The organism is Sagittula sp. NFXS13 (genome assembly GCF_040148795.1).
GTDB lineage: Bacteria > Pseudomonadota > Alphaproteobacteria > Rhodobacterales > Rhodobacteraceae > Sagittula > Sagittula marina.
In genome coordinates, this window is the sequence record NZ_JAGEMH010000011.1 from 1 (window position 1) to 16,981 (window position 16,981).

The 16,981-nt window shown below is 59.7% G+C and carries 16 protein-coding genes; 8 read left to right on the top strand and 8 right to left on the bottom strand.

Annotated elements, in window-relative coordinates; all coding sequences use genetic code 11:
- Positions 1 to 261 precede the first annotated feature (261 nt).
- From J4E08_RS17700 to J4E08_RS17720, 5 genes are all read right to left on the bottom strand, one after another.
- Entirely contained in the window at positions 262 to 828 is a 567-nt protein-coding gene (locus tag J4E08_RS17700; protein WP_349539646.1) for a hypothetical protein, read from the bottom strand.
- Positions 829 to 1,064: 236 nt separating this feature from the next.
- The gene (locus tag J4E08_RS17705) at positions 1,065 to 3,404 is read right to left on the bottom strand and encodes a KAP family P-loop NTPase fold protein (RefSeq protein ID WP_349539647.1); all 2,340 of its coding nucleotides are present in this window, start codon (positions 3,402 to 3,404) and stop codon (positions 1,065 to 1,067) included.
- Between the two features lie 260 nt (positions 3,405 to 3,664).
- Positions 3,665 to 3,913: a hypothetical protein gene (locus tag J4E08_RS17710; RefSeq protein ID WP_349539648.1), complete on the bottom strand. Its 249-nt coding sequence runs from the start codon at positions 3,911 to 3,913 to the stop codon at positions 3,665 to 3,667.
- A gap of 514 nt (positions 3,914 to 4,427) precedes the next feature.
- On the bottom strand, positions 4,428 to 4,739 hold the full coding sequence (locus tag J4E08_RS17715; protein WP_183966509.1) for an ETC complex I subunit: 312 nt from the start codon (positions 4,737 to 4,739) through the stop codon (positions 4,428 to 4,430).
- 342 nt (positions 4,740 to 5,081) lie between these two features.
- The gene (locus J4E08_RS17720; protein ID WP_349539649.1) at positions 5,082 to 5,525 is read right to left on the bottom strand and encodes a hypothetical protein; all 444 of its coding nucleotides are present in this window, start codon (positions 5,523 to 5,525) and stop codon (positions 5,082 to 5,084) included.
- Positions 5,526 to 5,734: 209 nt separating this feature from the next.
- On the opposite strand from J4E08_RS17720, the gene uvrB reads away from it, so the two are divergent.
- Positions 5,735 to 7,927 (top strand): excinuclease ABC subunit UvrB, encoded by a 2,193-nt coding sequence (uvrB, locus tag J4E08_RS17725; RefSeq protein WP_349539650.1) that lies wholly within the window; start codon positions 5,735 to 5,737, stop codon positions 7,925 to 7,927.
- A gap of 3 nt (positions 7,928 to 7,930) precedes the next feature.
- Here the strand turns inward: uvrB and J4E08_RS17730 are convergent, their stop codons facing one another.
- A complete protein-coding gene (locus J4E08_RS17730) occupies positions 7,931 to 8,452 on the bottom strand; it encodes an acyloxyacyl hydrolase (RefSeq protein ID WP_183966514.1) in 522 nt (173 codons plus the stop codon).
- A gap of 304 nt (positions 8,453 to 8,756) precedes the next feature.
- On the opposite strand from J4E08_RS17730, the gene J4E08_RS17735 reads away from it, so the two are divergent.
- Both J4E08_RS17735 and J4E08_RS17740 read left to right on the top strand, forming a co-directional pair.
- Entirely contained in the window at positions 8,757 to 9,899 is a 1,143-nt protein-coding gene (locus tag J4E08_RS17735; RefSeq protein ID WP_349539651.1) for an ATP-binding protein, read from the top strand.
- Between the two features lie 129 nt (positions 9,900 to 10,028).
- Entirely contained in the window at positions 10,029 to 10,619 is a 591-nt protein-coding gene (locus tag J4E08_RS17740) for a GcrA family cell cycle regulator (protein ID WP_349539652.1), read from the top strand.
- Between the two features lie 47 nt (positions 10,620 to 10,666).
- Here J4E08_RS17740 and J4E08_RS17745 read toward each other — a convergent pair whose 3' ends face one another.
- A complete protein-coding gene (locus tag J4E08_RS17745; protein ID WP_349539653.1) occupies positions 10,667 to 11,563 on the bottom strand; it encodes a mechanosensitive ion channel family protein in 897 nt (298 codons plus the stop codon).
- 79 nt (positions 11,564 to 11,642) lie between these two features.
- Here J4E08_RS17745 and rimO point away from each other — a divergent pair, with 79 nt between their 5' ends.
- The 5 genes from rimO (at position 11,643) to J4E08_RS17770 (ending at position 15,849) form a co-directional block, all read left to right on the top strand.
- On the top strand, positions 11,643 to 13,001 hold the full coding sequence (rimO, locus tag J4E08_RS17750; RefSeq protein WP_349539654.1) for a 30S ribosomal protein S12 methylthiotransferase RimO: 1,359 nt from the start codon (positions 11,643 to 11,645) through the stop codon (positions 12,999 to 13,001).
- Complete coding sequence (locus J4E08_RS17755; RefSeq protein ID WP_349539655.1) at positions 12,998 to 13,855, top strand: hypothetical protein; 858 nt, start codon at positions 12,998 to 13,000, stop codon at positions 13,853 to 13,855. The genes rimO and J4E08_RS17755 overlap by 4 nt, the downstream gene beginning before the upstream one ends.
- 73 nt (positions 13,856 to 13,928) lie before the next feature.
- Complete coding sequence (locus tag J4E08_RS17760) at positions 13,929 to 14,507, top strand: thymidine kinase (RefSeq protein ID WP_183966526.1); 579 nt, start codon at positions 13,929 to 13,931, stop codon at positions 14,505 to 14,507.
- Positions 14,507 to 15,658 (top strand): benzoate/H(+) symporter BenE family transporter, encoded by a 1,152-nt coding sequence (locus J4E08_RS17765; RefSeq protein WP_349539656.1) that lies wholly within the window; start codon positions 14,507 to 14,509, stop codon positions 15,656 to 15,658. The genes J4E08_RS17760 and J4E08_RS17765 overlap by 1 nt, the downstream gene beginning before the upstream one ends.
- Positions 15,655 to 15,849: a hypothetical protein gene (locus J4E08_RS17770; RefSeq protein WP_349539657.1), complete on the top strand. Its 195-nt coding sequence runs from the start codon at positions 15,655 to 15,657 to the stop codon at positions 15,847 to 15,849. Before J4E08_RS17765 ends, J4E08_RS17770 begins: the two co-directional genes overlap by 4 nt.
- Here the strand turns inward: J4E08_RS17770 and J4E08_RS17775 are convergent.
- Positions 15,813 to 16,931 carry a beta-ketoacyl-ACP synthase III gene (locus J4E08_RS17775; protein ID WP_349539658.1) on the bottom strand — a complete coding sequence of 373 codons (1,119 nt, stop codon included), beginning with the start codon at positions 16,929 to 16,931 and terminating at the stop codon, positions 15,813 to 15,815. The two genes, J4E08_RS17770 and J4E08_RS17775, sit on opposite strands and share 37 nt — an antisense overlap.
- Between the last annotated feature and the right edge of the window lie 50 nt (positions 16,932 to 16,981).

Sequence of the window (16,981 nt, forward strand, 5' to 3'; positions counted from 1 at the left end):
GCAATCGCCCGCCCCGCTGCGCGAGATGAAAGCTCCGCGCGTCGGGCGATTGCTCAACCTGCGCCAATCGGCGTAAACACTAACCGGGCTCCGGTCGCGGCTGGATGAAAGTTCAGTGGCAGGTCACAGCTTCCCGAAACCGGACACTCATGACGTCGTGCGGCAACATCGGATGGGAGAAAGTCGGCTGTCCGGTAAAGTTGACTTTAAGCAACACCAATCAAATGGCCGCGTCCTGATCTGCGCATAGTCAGCCCGCCGTCAAAAACGACGTCGATACCAAGGCAGATTCTTGCCCTTGAATTCTGTCGGAAACCTGTCTCGATTATTTTCCAAGACCGACCAGATGTGGTCCGGGACAGAGAATGGAAATTCATACGCCCCGTAAGCATGTCCGCCCTGAGCATCCGATTGAATAAAGCGGCGCTTGTAAAGCGAAGCGGCGTGCCCGCCGTCCATTTCAGCTGTGAAGCTTTTCCGGCTATGAGTGAGGAGATAGCCAAAAATATCCAACTCGCTATCCGTCATGTAATTTATGTGCTCAACGAATTTGCGCTGATGCTCTGCAATTTTTCGCTTCTGTTCTCTTAATTCTCTACGTTTCTTTACCGCCGCTGTCACAGATTTTGTGACTTGCTCGATCAATGAAGCAAGACCAAGTCCCCCCGTAATAAGAGTGGCCAAGGGTAATCCGTAGACAACAAAAGGCGATTCCGACGGAGGAAGGATATTAATCCACAGCAGAATCCAAAAACCGCCCAAAGCAAAACTCAATCCAAGTAGCTGCCAAGCACTTGCCTTTAGTATCGCCAACCATCCTGAATCCAACTTACTCGCCCCGTGCTTGAACTTTATTTGATTACGTTCCTAGTGGATGTCCGGCACATGCATCACCGTGGAACAGTGCCTTCGTTGTTACCCACACGTTGCCGCCGTTGGCACGAAGGAACTTGGACTTGGGCCGGACTCGCGACGCTGCGGGTTCGGCTGCTGCTCGTGAGCGTCATGAAGCTTCCGGCCCCAAGCCGACACTCAGCAAGAGAAGCGCAGAATGTCGGCCTCGTTCAATTCCTCGATTGACTAATTGCTAACTTAAGTTCTCCAACTCGATCAGCAAACTCACCGTCCTTCAGGCCTTCCAAGCGGTTAACTGTGTCATCCCAATCGAGAAAAATTTCAACAGTCTCTTTGGACAGCGGATAATAGACTTTGTCACTCATAGACCAGCCTCTGAGATGGTTCAGTATGCTGAGAAACCCCTCGTCGGTTTCGCTGTATTCTCGAACCCAGTCGATGGCTTGATCATTTTCAGTTATGTTTAGCCAACCATATAGGTAGGCTGAAATGTCAGGCAGATTTGGTATCAGTTCTTTTGTGGCTTGTTCGCTGACGCGCGCTTTTAAGATTTCTATGGCTTCATCCAGAACCTCGTCCGAAATTTCCCATTGGTCCGGACTATCTGCTTTATTGCCGACTTTCCCGTGGCGAAACAGTTGGCTTCTAAAAAACTTGCCGACCAACCAATTTATGGCCTGTCCTTCCCTTGCTATCTGTCGGACCGTCTCAGCCTGTGTTTCTGGGTTCAGACCGTGCAATCGACTTAGGCAACTCTTGATAACCATGTTCGCAATGCCATCAAGTGAAAGAGAAAACGCGCGCTGCTCACCGTCTTCTGCCATCGCGGCGTCCATCATTCCGGACAGCGCTTTTACAATCCCAACAAGCTGAGCTTCATCCAACCCTGCTATGCACTCGTCATCTAGTCGGTTCAGCACATGCTCGAACCACGTTTTGCCTGAGCTACGGCGCTTCATAACTTCTTCGTTAAGGCGTATAGTCAACTGTACGACATTTGCCCGCGCCAACTCCAAAAGATCATTAAAATCATCGTCTGGCATAACTGTCTTTGGACCAGTGAGCGCAAAATAAAATCGATAGTGCAATGGGCTACCGAGCCTTTTGAGCGTGATAGTCTCGGAAACAGCGGCCGAATTCATCGTGTTAAAAACTCGCTTTTCTGCCTCTTCCACATCAGCTACGCCCGGAATGAAGCGTCTCAAACTCCAGATCGAACGTCCAGAGTCAGGGCTCTTGGAAGGCAAGAGCGTCTTTAACTGTTCACCCATTTTGGCCTTTTCATCACTTGCAACCGTTGCATCTCCAGTTACCAATACTGAGCGCACTGAAAGATACACCTCAAGCCATTGATATAGTTTGTAATTGGTGGTTTTGATCAAGTGTAGGCGGCAAAAATCTGGGAAATATACATCGTCTTTGACCTGTGGGAACACAAAGCGAATGCTGTTCAAAGCAAGTTTGACTTCGCGTGGTGTAGACAGCCCCATTCCTTCTCGGTCGACAGCTGAGCCTAAATCGTTGAGGAGATCGCCGTCAGCGTCATTCCCCGTAACTTCGGCATAGATGGATTTTGCTTCGTCTCGAAATTGGGTGCGAAGATCAAATGGCTCTGGAAGCGGGATATTGAAGGTAAGTTGCACAATTTTCTGAAGGAAAAGATCACCGTCTGCAACTTTGAGGCCGGTCTTTAACGCCTGAGCTAAAACCTCGCGATCGTAGCACATCAAGTAAGCAACGCGTGGAAAGTCCGCGACCGAACGAACCAGTCTAACAACCTCAACAGCTTGCTCGGGCTCAAGACGATCTAAATCGTCGAGAATGACGACAAACCCGATATCCAAATCTTGGATTTTTTGCGCGATCTTCCACTTTAGCTCGGATGGAGTTTGACCAACAGGCATTACTTGATCTGCCGCGTCTGCCCCAGCATTTAAAACTTCTCCAACGAACTGCGCTCCAGGTATGAAGTGGCCAGCAACATTAGCAACTGACGCAATCTTACGTGCAGTCCTCGGCCCGTAGTCCCGTAGAAGCTGACCGACTTCGGCCATTTGTTCCTTCGTTGCATTCGTTTGTTCGCCACCAGCAACAACGATTTCATCTTCTTTGGCCTTCAGTATCGCAGTCATGGGCTCCAGTAATGAGCCGACCATTGATGATGTATCCCCGTTCAACCAAGGCGCGATTGTAATGGTATAGATGCCTTCGGCCTGCGCTATGACAAGTTCGTTGCGTAGGAAGTTTAAAAGCGACGTCTTTCCCGAACCCCAACGGCCTTCCAGGCCGATCACCATGCCATCGCCTTTTGATGCTTCTATAATTGATGGAGCAAGTCGTTTTGCCATCCCAACAAAACCGAATTTGTCGAGATCCTCTTTTTCAAGTGCGCGGTCTGAATCTAATGCGGTTGCCATGACTTCTTCCCAATGACTATGGCACCATGATGTTTTAGTTAGGTAACTTGCAACAGGAACATCGACCACCGCAACTAAACTTTGAGTTTTCTGAAAGCTGCCGTTCGTGCAGATTGCAGCGAATGTCAGCATCCCGCCCCTGTGTAGTTCGCGCCGCACCGAGGGGCGCGGTCCTAGCTAGAGGTCCGCTTCCACCTAATGACAAGGGGGCGTTCGCGCCTGCAGCGAACTTCCGGTTCCCGCCCTTTGAGCCAGGGCAGATCATCTTGCAGCCCCGGGCGTGAGCGGTGACTATGGCCCTTGAGGCAAACCATTCGCCCCCAAGAGCGATGACGCTTCGTGTATTCGTAGCTGGTGTTGAGCCCAGCACCCCAGGAAGCCCCCTGGAGGCGTCACTCAGGTCTGATCTCGCGCTGATGGCGAGCAAGAAGCGCGACCAGTCTTCGGCCGGAAATCACCTTCTGGCGCTTGAGGTGGATGAGGCCCCGTTCGACCGGGTCGAGGTCAACGTCGTCTCCACAGACGCGAGCAAGGGTATCGGCGTAGATATCTGTTGCTGTGACGGGCACCTGACAATTTCTCCGCCGCTGATATCGGCTGAGGATCGTAGCGACAGCTTGCGTCGGCTCAATGGTCTTCATTGGAGTTCCCACTGCTTCTAAGCGACCTCGTGTCCAGGGTCTCACCCTCCGAGCCAGCCGCAATGCGCCATGCTCAGGCTCATACGGGGAGGGCACAAGGGCCCTCCGCCGGATCCGCCGCTTCATGCCACGAAGCGCGCACATCCCTTTCATACGCGAAAGGCGCCGGAGCGTCTACCCCAGCGCCTCTATCACCGTCTTTCAGAGAGCAGCCCAGGGACAGCAGGCGGTACGTTTCGCCCGACACCCCTTGCGCATTCATCTGCTTTCTCTGATTACCCCTCGCCGAAGCGATCGGCCTCTCATTTCAGTCGCTTCAACAAGCGCACCATGCGCACCGTCCAAGCCAGTCCATCCGAGAGCCTATGGTCGGTCGAAGCGTCTCACTTGACCAGATGCTGAAGGGACTAACCGCGAAGCCGACTGAACGCGGGTGCATCCACGTTCTTCAAAATTGTCCTCGGCCGGATCTTGTGACCTATTTGGCCGCAACTTGATCCCGATTTACAAAATCTCAGTGCGTCCAGGGCGTCCGCCGGTCCACTGCGAAGTTTTCGGCGTAGCCGCGTGCGCGGAGGTTGGCCTTGCGCTTCTTCGGTTCGGTGACCGTGGCAGTGATGCCATGCTCCTTGGCGTAGGCGAGCGCGGCGTCCTTGGTGTCGAACCGCAGGCGAACCTGCTGTTGGGTGTCCGACGAAGAAGTCCAACCCATCAAGGGATCGATCGACTTGGCCTCATCGGCCACATAGTCGAGATACCAGTGTTTTGTCTTGCCTTGCCCGGACGACATTGCCGTTCTCGCGGGCTGATAGATGCGTGCGCGCATGTCCACACCTCCTGTGATCACCATCGCTTATCTGAAATTCTCGAGCCGAGAGCAACCGTTGATGCAATGCCAATTTTCACGGCCTTCGTCACAGGGCGCAAGCAGCCTTTCGGCTGCGGTCCAGTCGCCACGGGGAGCGAGGGGTGGGTCTTGTGGCGGCGGCACGCCGTCGGCTGCTTGCCTGAGAAAGATACATCTCTGGTGCGATTTCACGCAACGGTTAAACACTTGTTTATCTTTGGGCGGCAGGGTGGCCATCCCCGCGAAATCATCTGTAACCAACTCAGGAAAGGCGATTCTTCCCGACGGGTGCAAAAGCTTGGTCGACCAAAGTCGGTGGTCTCATGTCGTCTTCGACAGCGCTTCGATGAGTTCTTCGGCAGAATATGAAACGATAAAATTGTTCTGGTCTTCGATTCGGTAGCCGTCGACCGTTTGCTGGAACATGCGGCCCGTTCCAAAGCCGGCATCCGAATCGACGAGGATCCCGCGTCGTGCACCACGACGGTCCGGCAGTTTTTGCAGATCAAACGCCAATGTGCGAACCATGTCGCTGGTGCATTGGGCGAAATCGCAGCCGCGCAGATCCCACAGTGTTGCGACATTCGCGGGATAATCCGACGTTGCACAGATCTGCTTCAGAAGAGGCAGCAGGACATCGCGGCTGAGCGAAACAGGTGGGCGGACATACAGGAGGTGGGGCGACGTTCTCAAAAGAGTGATGCAAGGCGTCGCGCTTTCGATCCTGTCGGGAAGGCTGACCTCGAAGGTGCTTTGAGACGGCATGGGAGGAGACCTTGATTCGACGGGAAAAGAAGTCGGGCTTATCGTCTTCTGCGTGTTGAAGGACCAGTCCTTGTAAAAGTTACGCCCCGTCACGCGCCTTGGATCACCGATCGCAGGCCCCTCCTGACGCTTTCCGGCAGCAGCAGGGGTGGTCGTGGGCCGCCACTGACCCTATTTCCATGCGGACAGCCCCGGTCAGGACACCTCAGATGCACAACAACAGCCCGCAATCCATGCCCATCCTGCATTCGCCGGCGCCGGACGTGCGAGAGCGTGAGAAGCTGGAAGGTGGCAAGCAGTTCTTTCTCAAGACCGAATTCTCCCCCGCCGGGGACCAGCCCACGGCGATCGCGGAACTGACCGAGGGCGTGAACAACGGCGACCGGGATCAGGTGCTGCTTGGGGCGACCGGCACGGGCAAGACGTTCACCATGGCGAAGATCATCGAGGAAACGCAACGCCCCGCGATCATCCTTGCGCCGAACAAGACCTTGGCCGCCCAGTTGTACGGCGAATTCAAGGGCTTCTTTCCTGACAACGCGGTGGAATACTTCGTCTCCTACTACGACTATTACCAGCCCGAAGCCTACGTTGCGCGCTCTGACACCTTCATCGAGAAGGAAAGCCAGATCAACGAGCAGATCGACCGGATGCGCCACTCGGCCACCCGCGCTCTGCTGGAACGTGACGACGTCATCATCGTGGCTTCGGTGTCCTGCATCTACGGCATCGGGTCGGTCGAAACCTACGGGGCAATGACGCAGGACCTGTTTGTCGGCCGGGAATACGACCAGCGGCAGGTCATGGGCGATCTCGTGGCGCAGCAGTACAAGCGCAACGATCAGGCGTTTCAGCGCGGGTCGTTCCGCGTGCGCGGCGACGTGATCGAAATCTGGCCAGCCCACCTGGAGGACCGCGCATGGCGGCTGTCCTTCTTTGGCGAAGAGCTGGAGGCACTGACCGAGTTCGACCCGCTGACCGGGCGCAAGACCGACACGTTCGAGCGCATCCGCCTGTATGCCAACAGCCACTACGTGACGCCGCGCCCGACGATGAATCAGGCGGTAATCTCCATCAAGAAAGAGCTGCGCCAGCGCCTCGATCAGCTGGTGGGCGAGGGGAAACTGCTGGAAGCGCAACGGCTTGAACAGCGGACCAACTTCGACATCGAGATGCTGGAGGCCACCGGCGTCTGCAACGGGATCGAGAACTATTCGCGCTACCTGACGGGCCGCGCCCCCGGTGAGCCGCCCCCCACGCTGTTCGAGTTCATTCCCGACAACGCGATTGTCTTTGCCGATGAATCGCACGTCTCCGTGCCGCAGATCGGCGGCATGTACCGGGGCGACTATCGGCGCAAATTCACACTGGCAGAGCACGGCTTTCGCCTGCCGTCCTGCATGGACAACCGTCCGCTGAAGTTCGAGGAATGGGACGCCATGCGCCCGCAGTCGATCTTTGTCTCCGCCACGCCCGCCGCGTGGGAACTGGAGCAATCCGGCGGCGTATTCACCGAACAGGTCATCCGTCCCACAGGTCTGCTCGACCCGGTGGTCGAGGTGCGCCCGGTGGAGATGCAGGTGGACGACCTGCTCGACGAAATCCGCAAAGTCACCGCAGAAGGCAAGCGCACGCTGGCGACCGTTCTGACCAAACGCATGGCCGAGGATCTGACCGAATACCTGCATGAACAGGGGATCAAGATCCGCTACATGCACTCCGAAATCGACACCATCGAACGAATTGAAATCCTTAGGGATTTGCGCCTTGGCGCCTTTGATGTGCTGGTCGGGATCAACCTCCTGCGCGAAGGTCTGGACATCCCCGAATGCGGGCTGGTGGCGATCCTCGACGCGGACAAGGAGGGCTTCCTGCGCTCGGAAACCTCGCTGATCCAGACCATCGGCCGCGCCGCGCGAAATGCCGAAGGCCGCGTCATCATGTATGGCGACCGCATGACCGGCTCGATGGAGCGTGCGATTGGTGAAACCAATCGCCGCCGCGAAAAGCAGATCGCGTACAACGTCGAACACGGCATCACGCCCACCACGGTCAAGAAGAACGTCGACGACATTCTGGCCGGTCTCTATCAGGGCGACACCGACCAGGCCCGCGTCACGGCCAAGATCGACCCGAAACATCAGGGCTCGAACATTCAGGCGGTGCTGGACGGGTTGCGCACGGACATGCGCAAGGCGGCGGAGAACCTAGAATTCGAAGAGGCCGCGCGTCTGCGCGACGAAGTCAAGCGCCTCGAAGCGGTGGAACTCGCGGTGTCCGACGACCCACTTGCCCGGCAACAAGCGGTGGAGAAGGCCTCCGAAGAGGCCGTCAAGGTGCGTGGCCGGTCAACCGCGGGCAAGCCGGGTCAGCGCGGCGGGGTAAAACGCCGCAAGCGCTGAGGTTCAGCGCGTCGGGATGGACACGCGAAAAGCCACCGTTTCGATGCCGGGGTTCTCGTCGTAGATCCCGGCGTTCGACCTGTGGTCATAGCTCAGCCCCATGCGCAGGCCGCCGCGCGTCTCCCAGCCCAGCTCCACGCCAGAGCGGAACTCGATCGGCCCACCGAGGTCGTAACCGCCGTTGTCGAAATACAGCCCCGGCATCGCGTGCAATTCACCGTACAGCGGGGTCGAGGCGAGCTGCATCTTGTACGTCTGGCCGAACCCGACCCATGTTTCACCATCTTCACCGATGGACAGGCCGATGGCTTCGCCAAAGGGGCCGCGTTTATGGGGCAGGTCGTAGCGCAGATAGACCTCGGCGCCCGGTTCGGCGTGACGCTCCAACACATTCCCGCCAGAGATCATGATGCGGCCTTCGGTCGGCGTCTTGCCAAGGCAGCCTGTTTCTGTGCCGCAATGATTTACGCCCATGTCGGTCAGCCCGAGCACAAGCATCAGCACTGCAAAAGTTCCGTCTGCCATCTGAAATCTCCCCAATCCGGTGTCTCTGTGATGGCGAAGTTTCGGCGCTGTGTCCAGAAGCCTGCCGTCGACGGAACGCAACTGTTGCAGGTCTTGAGGGGCGGTCCAACGTCATTAACTTTTTGCTTACCTGATCGTGCGACAAAGTCAGCGCGGTGGGGGACGTGCTGACGCAAGGCAAAAAAAATTGCTCTCTCTGGATATTGTGTGACGGAGACCGGTTTATGAGCTCGAACCCGCAGAATGGCTGCTTGGCGACAGAGGGGCCGACCCGAACGCCCTGCAACCGGGACATGCTCCGCTCATGACCAGGATCCTCATCGTCGACACCGACACATCACGGGGGGAGGAGACGGCGGCGCTGGTCTCTGAGGCCTTGCCAGACGGCTTGAAAATCAGTCTGGCGACAGATGCGGAAAGCTGCATCAATCTGCTCGACGGGCCCCTGTTGGTTGATTGCATCCTGATGGACGAACAGCTGGTCGGCACATCGCAGGACGGGCTGCTCGAGGACTGTCTGAAGAAAGACCCCTTTCTGGCGATTATCGTGACAGGGGCGGGCGGATGCGAGGACAGTGCCGTAGATGCCATGAAACGCGGCGCGTATGATGTCTATCCTTGGCACAAGTTTACGCCCGTCGGGCTGGGCCGCGCGATCAAAAACGCCTTGTCGCGCGCCGCCATGGCCCGCCAGATCGAGGATCAGCAAAACAGCCTTCGGACTTTTGCACATGTTCTGGTGCACGATTTGCGCGCGCCCTTGCGTTCCGTCCGAGGGGGGGTGGACATGCTGCTCGAGGATTTGCCGCCGGACGCACAGGCAACCCATGCTGAAACGCTTGGTTTCATACGCAACGGGGCGGAGCATATTGACCGCTTGCTGGTGAATTTGCACCGCCACTGCAACGTGTCCGATGCGCCGCTCGAACGCAAAGATGTTCCTTTGTCCGATATCGTGACGCAAGTGAAGGACGCGCTAAGACAAGACCTCATGGAGCGCGAGGCCGAGCTTGTCGTACGGGGCACTCTGCCAGAGGTGCGCGGTGATCCGGTGCAACTCACGCAGTTGCTTCAGAATTTGGTTGGAAATGGCCTCAAGTTCAACAAATCTGAGGCCCCAAGGGTGGAGGTCAGCGCCAAGGACCATGCCGAAATGTGGTGCATCGAAATCTCCGACAATGGCATTGGCATCGAACCTTCATATATCAACGAAATTTTTGAACCCTTTCGGCGGCTGCATACGCAGACAGCGTTCGCCGGCACGGGGTTAGGGCTGGCCACGTGTCGCCGCATCGCGTTGCGCCACGGTGGGAGCCTGTCCTGTAGCTCAGAGGTGGGCGTTGGGTCGACCTTTGTGCTTAATCTGCCCAAGCCAGTGGGGTACAGCGCCGGGGACGGCGGCGGAATGGTGGTCAATGACGCAGTTGCGGCGAACGCAGTACGTTGATATTGCGCGACGCTCTGCCACCCAAACGCCGCGCCGCCTTGTATCTCGGCCCATGATGCTTAGAATAGGGACAACAACAGACCCTCAGGCGGCCCGGACACGAGGCCGCTTTTTCAGTAGGAAGCTCCGATGTCGTGGACTGATGAACGCGTTGAACTGCTCAAGAAGATGTGGTCGGAAGGCCAGTCAGCCAGCACGATTGCCAAAGAACTGGGTGGTGTGACGCGCAACGCCGTGATTGGCAAGGTGCACAGGTTGGGCCTGTCGAACCGGGCAGGGGCCGCGCCCGCGCCCGCGCCGTCTGCGGAGGTCAAGCCAGAGCCCAAAGCCGCTCCGGCCAAGCCCAAGCCCGCGCCAAAACCCGTGGAGGCCAAGCCGGATCCCAAGCCCGAGCAGACACCGGCCCCCGCCGCCGCGACCCCTGCGACGATCCCGGCGCGCAAGCAGATCATTCCCGCGGGGCAACCCTTGCCGCCGCAGCCGTCGACCAATGAAATCAGCCCCGAGGCGCTCGCAAAAGTGAGCGAGGTCGAAAAGAAGGCCAAGAAGCTGACGTTGATGGAATTGACCGAGCGGACCTGCAAATGGCCCGTTGGCGATCCGGCCACTGATGACTTCTGGTTCTGTGGTCTGCCGGTGCAACAGGGCAAACCGTATTGCGAAGCACATGTGGGCGTAGCCTTCCAGCCGATGAGCGCGCGCCGCGACCGCCGCCGCTGACATCCACATTGCTATGACAAAGGCGCCCCACCGGGCGCCTTTTTGCCTTACTCGGTGTCGTCTGCCTTCTGGATCGGCAAAGGCTCCTTGAACGTAAGCGTCCGATACGGAAAGGGAATTTCGATCCCGGACTGATCCAGCGCGCGTTTGATCGCGGACACTGCCTTATCCCGGCTGCGATGCTCGTCGATCGGGGGGGAATTCACCCACCAGCGCACGAGAAAGTCGATGGACGACGAGTTGAATTCCGTCGCAAACACCTGCGCGGGCTTGTCGCTCTCGTGTTCGGCCACAGGTGTGATGGCGCGCTCAATGACGCTCCGCGCAGTGTCGACATCCTCGCCGTAGGCCACGCCGACCACGATCGAGACGCGCCGCAGCGGCTCATCCGTCAGAATCTCCACCGGGTTTTTGAACAGATGCGAATTGGGCACGAGGATCAGCTCGCCGGACCGCTTGCGCACGTAGGTGTCGCGAATCGTGATCTTCTCCACCCGGCCACTGATGCCATCACATTCGATGTCATCGCCGTGGCGCATCGGCTTGCGCAGCAAGATCAGGAACCCGGCCAGGAAATTCTCGAAAATATCCTTGAACGCCAAGCCAATGGCAATCGAGCCAAGGCCCAGCCCCGCCAGCAACTTTGTCGGCGTCAGGTTCGGGAACAAAATGGTCATCGCGATCAATATGCCAAAGACCCAGACCGTCAGGCGCACCAGCTTGCGCACCGCCTCGACCAGGGAGGCACGCGCTTTGGACCGATTGAGCAGGCGCAGCACCATCGCACCGGCCCCCCAGGCCACCAGCCCGGTCAGCAGGATAATCACCAGCGCGGCCAAAAGATTGGGCAACAGTGCAATCGCCCCCTGTATCAGCCCCTGAAGCTGTTCCGTCACGATCTGAAACGGCTTGATCTGAGTAATCATCTCTGTCGTTTGGTCCATCGTGGGCTCCTTCTTTGACATCTAACGGACCAGAACGGAGGGGGTTCCCCGAGACGTGACAGAGGCGTATACGCCGCTCATGCAGAATCCTCCTGATCTTCGCCCAGACCTTGCGCGTGCCCGCGTTTCCGAAACCCGCCGTGATGGCCAGCCGACCATCGGGATGGTGTCGCTCGGCTGCCCGAAGGCGCTGGTGGACAGCGAGCGCATCCTCACCCGCCTGCGGGCCGAGGGGTACAGCATCAGCGCCGATTACGCCGGGGCCGACGCGGTGATCGTGAACACCTGTGGCTTCCTCGACAGTGCCAAGGCCGAAAGCCTCGAGGCGATTGGCGAAGCCTTGTCCGAAAATGGCAAGGTCATCGTCACGGGCTGTCTGGGCGCAGAGCCCGACTACATCACCGGCGTGCATCCGCGCGTGCTGGCTGTGACCGGCCCGCATCAATACGAACAGGTGCTGGACGCCGTGCATGGGGCCGTGCCGCCGTCGCCCGATCCGTTTGTGGACCTGCTGCCCGCCACCGGGGTCAGCCTGACGCCGCGCCACTACAGCTACCTGAAAATCTCCGAGGGCTGTAACCACAAGTGCAAGTTCTGCATCATCCCGGACATGCGCGGGCGTCTCGCCAGCCGTCCGGCCAAGGCGATCCTGCGCGAAGCGGAAAAGCTGGTGGAGGCAGGCGTGCAGGAACTGCTTGTGATCAGCCAGGACACCTCCGCCTATGGCACCGACTGGAAGGACCGCGACAGCAAGTTTCCCTTCCTCGATCTGGCCCGTGACCTGGGCGAGCTCGGCGCATGGGTCCGGATGCATTACGTCTACCCGTATCCGCATGTGCGCGACGCCATTCCACTGATGGCGGAGGGTAAGATCCTGCCCTACCTTGATATTCCCTTCCAGCACGCGCATCCCGACACGCTGCGCCGCATGGCGCGCCCGGCCGCCGCCGAACGCACGCTGGACGAAATCGCCGCATGGCGCGCGACCTGTCCGGACATCACGCTGCGCTCCACCTTCATCGTCGGCTACCCCGGCGAGACCGAGGCGGAGTTCCAGCATCTTCTTGACTGGATGGACGAGGCGCAACTGGATCGCGTCGGCTGCTTTCAGTACGAAAACGTCGATGGCGCGCGCTCGAACGCGCTGCCCGATCACGTCGCCCCGGAGATCAAGCAGGACCGCTGGGACCGCTTCATGGAAAAGGCGCAGGCCATTTCAGAGGCAAAGCTGGCGGCCAAGGTCGGTCAGAAAATCGACGTCATCGTCGACGATGTGGACGAGGACGGCATTGCCACCTGCCGGACCAAGGCCGACGCGCCGGAGATCGACGGCAACCTCTTCATCGACGAAGGGGCGCGCCACCTGAAGCCCGGTCAGATCGTTCGGGTCGAGGTCGACGAGGCCGGGGAGTACGACCTCTGGGGTCAGCTGGTATGAGCAAGACGCGTCAGGATTTCCGGGACAAGACCGCTCAGGACTGTCTTGCCGCGCTTGCCGCCATGCCGCGCAAGCAGCATCTCACGCAGGCCCGCTTGCTGATCTACAAAAAGGGCCAGCGCCCGCGCGACCTTGGCGAACAGTTCGATCTGCTGGACGGGCTGACGAAAGATCCCGTCCTGACGGAATTCGACCGCCTCTACGCGTTGATCGCCGGCGGGCACAAGCTGTCCGAACAGGTTTCGCCGCTGTCCTCGGACTGGCTGGACCGCATGGTTGTCGCGCTGCACGAGGTTCTGGCCATGCCCATCGGCTACGGGCTGCGCAAGGACCGCACGCATCTGGTGTTCTCTGCGCTGAACGTGATGATGAACCTCGATCTGGCCACAGGCGCGCATCAGGGCGACCGTCTGGCGCAGATCAGTTTTGACGAAGCCGCGTCTTTGAATTTGCGGCGCATGACGCCTTACCTCTTCAACTCCGTCTGCAATCTGGTGAAGGTCGTCGGCATCGCGCTGCTGCACCGCCCCGATGCGGCGCATCGACAGGCAGAGCGCTGCGCAAAGCTCATGTCCTACGCCATCGAAATCAACAATTCCGAACATTGGTGGGTCTTCTCGCGGTTCAAGGCGCCGCGCCGCGTCGACGACCTGTCCCTGCGCGCGGCCTTTGGCTCCTTTCGCAACACGATGAAGCGTCTCGACGCCATCGAGCAGGCCGCCAACGCCGACGCTGCCGCGCGCCGCCCTGCCTTCGAGGCGGTCGCGGACCTATGCGTTGGACAAGCGCAACCGGCACAGAAAGCGGCTTTGATCGCAGCAGCATCGCGGGTTCTGGACCGCACGGTGACGTAAACGCGCCTCGGTCGGCGCTTTTCGCTGGCCCCGGTATCTTGTCCTTCGGGCGCGGCTGGCGCAAAAGCGCACCATGGCCAAGCTGCATTTTCATTTCTCCACCATGAACGCGGGCAAGTCGACTTTGCTGTTGCAAGCCGCGCATAACTATAACGAACGCGGGATGGACACCTACCTGCTGATCGCGGCCTTTGACGACCGCGCGGGCAAGGGGCGCATCGGTTCGCGGATCGGTCTGTCACGCGCGGCGGATGTCTTCGGCGCCGACACCGATCTGTTCGACATGATCCAAAAGCGGCTCGCCGAGGGCAAAGTCGCCTGCATATTCGTCGACGAAGCTCATTTCATGACCCGCGATCAGGTCTGGCAACTGGCGAAGGTGGTCGACGACCTCGGGGTGCCGGTGATGGCCTACGGGCTGCGCGTCGACTTCCGGGGAGAGCTGTTCCCCGGCTCCGCCGCGCTGCTGGCCATTGCCGACGTGATGCGCGAGGTGCGCACCATATGCCACTGCGGGCGCAACGCGACCATGGTGATCCGCCGCGGCCCGGACGGGCGCACGGTGATGGACGGCGCGCAGGTGCAGGTCGGTGGCAACGAAATGTACGTGTCGCTGTGCCGGCGTCACTGGCGGCAGGAAGTGGGGCAGTAATGGGTGGTATTCAGGCGCTCGCAACGGGCTTCGTCGTGGCCATCGTCGGGTTCTTTTCCTCCTTCCCGATTTTTCTGGCGGGGGTGGAGGCGATGGGCGCCACCGCGCCGCAGGCCTCCTCGGCACTGATGGCGGGCGGGGTGGCCATGGGGCTGTCGGGCATCGTGCTGGCCTTGTGGTTCAAGGCACCGGCATCCTGTGCATGGTCCACGCCCGGCGCGGCGCTGCTGGCAGGATCGGCGGCGGACGCAGCGGGGTTTTCCGGCGCGGTCGGGGCCTTCCTGATTGCGGGCGCACTGGTGGTGGTGGCGGGCTTCTGGAAACCCTTGGTCCGCCTGGCCCAGGCCATTCCCGGTCCGATCACCCTGGCAATGCTGTCGGGCGTTCTGCTGCCGATCTGCTTTGCCCCGTTCCGCGCCTTGGCAGAGGCTCCGGTGGTCGGTGCGGTGATCCTGCTGACGTGGTTTGGGGTCTCCCGCGTGTCGCGCCTGTTTGCCGTTCCGGCGACGGTTCTGGCGGCCGTGGCGCTGGTGATCTGGTGGAACGGCACGCTGCCGATGCCGGACCACATCCTGACGCCGCCGGTCTGGGTGACGCCGACCTTCTCGCTCTCGGCGCTGATCGGTCTTGCTTTGCCGCTGTTCATCGTGACCATGGCGACGCAGAACGTCCCCGGCGTCGCGGTGCTGAAAACCAACGGGTACACGCCGCCCACCGGCAAGATGTTCGTCACCGTCGGCGCAGCTTCGATCCTGACAGCCCCGTTCGGTGCCATCGCCAACAACCTCGCCGCGATCACGGCGGCCATGTGCTCCGATGAAAACGCCCACCCGGACAAGGCCCAGCGCTACTGGGCGGCGGTCTGGGCAGGGCTGTTCTACGTGCTTTTCAGCGTGTTCGCTGCCGTGGTGACATTCGTCGCCGCCTCTGCGCCGCCAATGACCATGTCCGCCCTCGCGGGGGTGGCTCTGTTGCCGGTCTTCATGACCTCCGCCTCGGCCGCGCTAAAGGACGAGGACACACGCGAAGCCGCCGCGCTGACCTTTGTCCTCACCGCATCGGGGCTGACCCTCTTCGGCATTGGCAGCGCGGTCTGGGGCCTGCTGCTGGGGTCACTGGTGCATATGCTCAACGTGTGGCGGCGGCGATGATCCGGCGCGCCCGGCCAGACGACGCTGCCCCTGTCGCCCGGATCGCCGAGGCCGGAATGCGCGAAAACCTGACGATGTATCCGCATCTTGGCTACACCGAAGTGGACCGCCGCCAGATGGACGGCTTCGACTGGGTGTTCTTTGAAAAAGGCGTTCAGGCGCGTTCGATCAACACCGATCCCACGGAATAGCCCGCGCCAAACGAACAGATCACGCCCTTGTCGCCGGGCGTCAGATCGTCGGAATGCTTGGAAAAGGCGATGATCGAGCCGGCGGAGGATGTGTTGGCGTAATCTTGCAAGATGTTGGGCTGTTCGCCCTCTTCCGGCACGCGGCCCAGCACTTTCTTCCCGATGAAATCGTTCATCGTCTTGTTGGCCTGATGCAGCCAGAGCCGCTTCAGATCGCCGGCAGCCCATCCGGCATCGTCCATGTGCTCTGCGATGTGGGTGGACACCATCGGCAGCACTTCCTTGAACACCTTGCGCCCGTTCTGCATGAACTGCATCTCGCGACGGTCGTCCATCTGGTCATGTGTCCGGCGCAAAAAGCCATTGTTGTTGCGGATGTTGTTGGAAAACTGCGTCGCGCAGCGCGTGGATATGACGTCGAACCGCGCGCCCTTGGCGTCCTCCGACCGTTCCAGCACCACCGCCGTGCAGACGTCGCCAAAGATGAAATGACAATCCCGGTCGCGCCATTCCAGATGGCCGGAGCAGATCTCCGGGCAGACCACCAGCGCGCGCCGCACCGATCCCGCGCGCACCATATCCGCCGCCGCCTGAATGCCAAAAGTGGCAGAGGAGCACGCCACGTTCATATCGAATCCAAAGCCCGCACAGCCCAGCAACTGCTGAATCTCGATGGCAATCGCCGGGTAGGCGCGTTCGTGGTTGGACGCGGCACAGATCACAAGGTCGATCTCACCGGCGTCGATCCCGGCCATCTTCAGCGCTTTGCCGCAGGCGTCTACCGCCATCTCCGCCATGTAGGACGGCTGTTCGTCGTCACGCGCGGGAAGGGCGGGAAACATGCGTGTCGGGTCCAGCACGCCCGCCTTATCAAGCACATAGCGCTGCTCGATCCCCGACGCGTTGAAGATGAAGTCGGACGACGACTGCGGTTTCGCCTCAACCTCACCCGCTGCGATGGCCTCGGCGTGTTCGGCGTTCCACAGATCTGCATAGGCGTTGAAGGCCACCACAAGCTCATCGTTGGTGATGGATTGCGTGGGGGTAAAGACACCGTGGCCGGTGATCGCGGGCTGGTACATGACGGTCCTCCTCGGGTGCAGGCCACAATCGCCATGCACGGCCCCAAGTC

Excerpts from the sequence above, each read along its gene's own strand:
- J4E08_RS17760 (WP_183966526.1), top strand. The coding sequence starts at position 13,929 with ATGGCCAAGCTGCATTTTCATTTCTCCACCATGAACGCGGGCAAGTCG.
- J4E08_RS17770 (WP_349539657.1), top strand. The coding sequence starts at position 15,655 with ATGATCCGGCGCGCCCGGCCAGACGACGCTGCCCCTGTCGCCCGGATC.
- J4E08_RS17735 (WP_349539651.1), top strand. The coding sequence starts at position 8,757 with ATGACCAGGATCCTCATCGTCGACACCGACACATCACGGGGGGAGGAG.
- rimO (WP_349539654.1), top strand. The coding sequence starts at position 11,643 with ATGCAGAATCCTCCTGATCTTCGCCCAGACCTTGCGCGTGCCCGCGTT.
- J4E08_RS17775 (WP_349539658.1), bottom strand. The coding sequence starts at position 16,931 with ATGTACCAGCCCGCGATCACCGGCCACGGTGTCTTTACCCCCACGCAA.
- J4E08_RS17740 (WP_349539652.1), top strand. The coding sequence starts at position 10,029 with ATGTCGTGGACTGATGAACGCGTTGAACTGCTCAAGAAGATGTGGTCG.
- J4E08_RS17730 (WP_183966514.1), bottom strand. The coding sequence starts at position 8,452 with ATGGCAGACGGAACTTTTGCAGTGCTGATGCTTGTGCTCGGGCTGACC.
- uvrB (WP_349539650.1), top strand. The coding sequence starts at position 5,735 with ATGCACAACAACAGCCCGCAATCCATGCCCATCCTGCATTCGCCGGCG.
- J4E08_RS17745 (WP_349539653.1), bottom strand. The coding sequence starts at position 11,563 with ATGGACCAAACGACAGAGATGATTACTCAGATCAAGCCGTTTCAGATC.
- J4E08_RS17710 (WP_349539648.1), bottom strand. The coding sequence starts at position 3,913 with ATGAAGACCATTGAGCCGACGCAAGCTGTCGCTACGATCCTCAGCCGA.
- J4E08_RS17705 (WP_349539647.1), bottom strand. The coding sequence starts at position 3,404 with ATGCTGACATTCGCTGCAATCTGCACGAACGGCAGCTTTCAGAAAACT.
- J4E08_RS17765 (WP_349539656.1), top strand. The coding sequence starts at position 14,507 with ATGGGTGGTATTCAGGCGCTCGCAACGGGCTTCGTCGTGGCCATCGTC.
- J4E08_RS17715 (WP_183966509.1), bottom strand. The coding sequence starts at position 4,739 with ATGCGCGCACGCATCTATCAGCCCGCGAGAACGGCAATGTCGTCCGGG.
- J4E08_RS17720 (WP_349539649.1), bottom strand. The coding sequence starts at position 5,525 with ATGCCGTCTCAAAGCACCTTCGAGGTCAGCCTTCCCGACAGGATCGAA.
- J4E08_RS17755 (WP_349539655.1), top strand. The coding sequence starts at position 12,998 with ATGAGCAAGACGCGTCAGGATTTCCGGGACAAGACCGCTCAGGACTGT.